The 1,841-nt window shown below is 70.3% G+C and carries 2 protein-coding genes; both read left to right on the forward strand.

Annotated elements, in window-relative coordinates:
- Positions 1-945: sugar ABC transporter permease (locus RIF68_RS04440; protein ID WP_309049783.1), on the forward strand; the 945-nt coding region annotated here is incomplete at its 5' end.
- The gene (locus RIF68_RS04445; protein ID WP_076681918.1) at positions 942-1,829 is read left to right on the forward strand and encodes a carbohydrate ABC transporter permease; all 888 of its coding nucleotides are present in this window, start codon (positions 942-944) and stop codon (positions 1,827-1,829) included. The genes RIF68_RS04440 and RIF68_RS04445, both read left to right, overlap by 4 nt.
- Positions 1,830-1,841: the final 12 nt, after the last annotated feature.

The following is a 1,841-nucleotide window of genomic DNA, read 5'->3' on the forward strand; positions in this document are numbered from 1 at the left end:
CAGCAGCCCAAGCTGCTGTACCTGCTCCAGGGCCTCGCCGCCTTCGCGGCGGTGGTCTCCCTGATCGTGCTGGCGCTGCACCGGGGGCCGGTCAGGAGAAGGGCCGCGGTCCTCCTCCTGCTGACCCCCGCGCTGCTGCTGCTCGCGGTGGGTCTCCTCTTCCCTGCTCTGCGCACCCTGGCGCTGTCGTTCACGGGGAACGGGGGAGACGCGTGGGCCGGCTTCGACAACTACGTGTGGATGTTCACCGACCCCCGGGCGTTGGTCGCGCTGGGTAACACTCTGGCCTGGGTGGTGCTCGTGCCGTCGCTGGCGACCTCCGTCGGCCTGCTCTACGCGGCGGCCGTCGTACGGTCGCGGTGCGAAGCGCTCGCGCTGTCCCTCGTCCTGATGCCCATGGCGATCTCGCTCGTCGAAGCGGGCGTCGTGTGGAAGTTCGTCTACGCCTACCGCCCCGCGGAGGGCGCGCAGATCGGGCTGCTGAACCAGGTCGTCGTCGCGTTCGGCGGCGAACCGAGGCAATGGCTCGTGGACTCTCCCTGGAACGTCCTGTTCCTCATCGTGGTGATGGTGTGGGCCCAGGCGGGCTTCGCGGCCGTCCTGCTGGCCGGCGCGATCAGGGCCGTTCCCGGAGAGCTGACCGAGGCGGCCCGGCTCGACGGCGCGTCCCCCCGGCAGATCTTCTGGCGGATCACCATGCCGTCGATCCGGCCCACGCTGCTCGTCGTGGTCCTCGCCCAGGCGATCGGAACCTTCAAGGCCTTCGACATCGTCAAGACCATGACCGGCGGACAGTTCGACACGGGCGTCATCGCCCACGAGATGTACGACCAGGCCTTCCGCTACGGCGAGACGGGCCGTGGCGCGGCGCTCGCCGTGCTCCTCTTCGTCCTCGTCACTCCCTTCGTCGCCCACCAGGTCCGGGCACAGCGGAGGGCGGGGTGAACGGCGTCCGGGAGCGACTGGCCTCCCGCGCCTTCACAGCGGTCGCCGTGGTGATCGCGATCCTCTGGACGACACCGACCCTCGGTCTCCTGCTTTCCTCGTTCCGCCCCGAGGAGGAGATCAAGACGACGGGCTGGTGGACCGTGTTCGGCACGCCGCACCTCACGCTCGACAACTACGGAGAGGTGCTGTCCGGCGGCGGAAACGGGTCGGCGCGGCTCGCGGAGTACCTTGTCAACTCCGTCGTCATCACCCTCCCCTCGGTGCTGTTCCCGCTCGTCCTGGCGTTCCTGGCGGCGTACGCCCTGGCGTGGATCGACTTCAGGGGGCGGGACACGCTCGTCGTCGGCATCTTCGCGCTCCAGATCGTGCCGCTCCAGATGGCGCTCGTCCCCCTCCTGAAGCTGTTCTCCCAGGGCTGGCTGTTCCTGCCCGCCTGGGACCCCACCGGCCCCGCGCGTTTCGGCCAGGCCTGGTTCGCCCACACGGTGTTCGCGCTGCCGTTCGCGGTGTTCCTCCTGCACAACTTCCTCGCGGGGCTGCCCCGGGACCTGATCGAGGCCGCCCGCGTCGACGGCGCGTCGCACGGGACGCTGCTGCTCCGGATCGTGCTGCCCCTGGCCCGCCCGGCCCTGGCCTCCTTCGCGATCATTCAGTTCATCTGGGTGTGGAACGACCTCCTCGTGGCCCTGACGCTGTCGGGCGGGACGGCCGAGACCGCGCCGATGACGGTCCGACTGGCGAGCCTGGCCGGGACGTACGGCAACGAGTGGCAGCGGCTCACCGCGGGAGCCTTCGTGGCGGCGTTCGTCCCGCTGCTCGTCTTCTTCGCCCTCCGGCGGCACTTCGCACGGGGACTGCTCGCCGGATCGGTCAAGGGATGAGCCCCGGCCGGC

Origin of the sequence: Streptomyces sp. (assembly GCF_031178505.1) — a bacterium.
Taxonomy (GTDB): domain Bacteria; phylum Actinomycetota; class Actinomycetes; order Streptomycetales; family Streptomycetaceae; genus Streptomyces; species Streptomyces gulbargensis.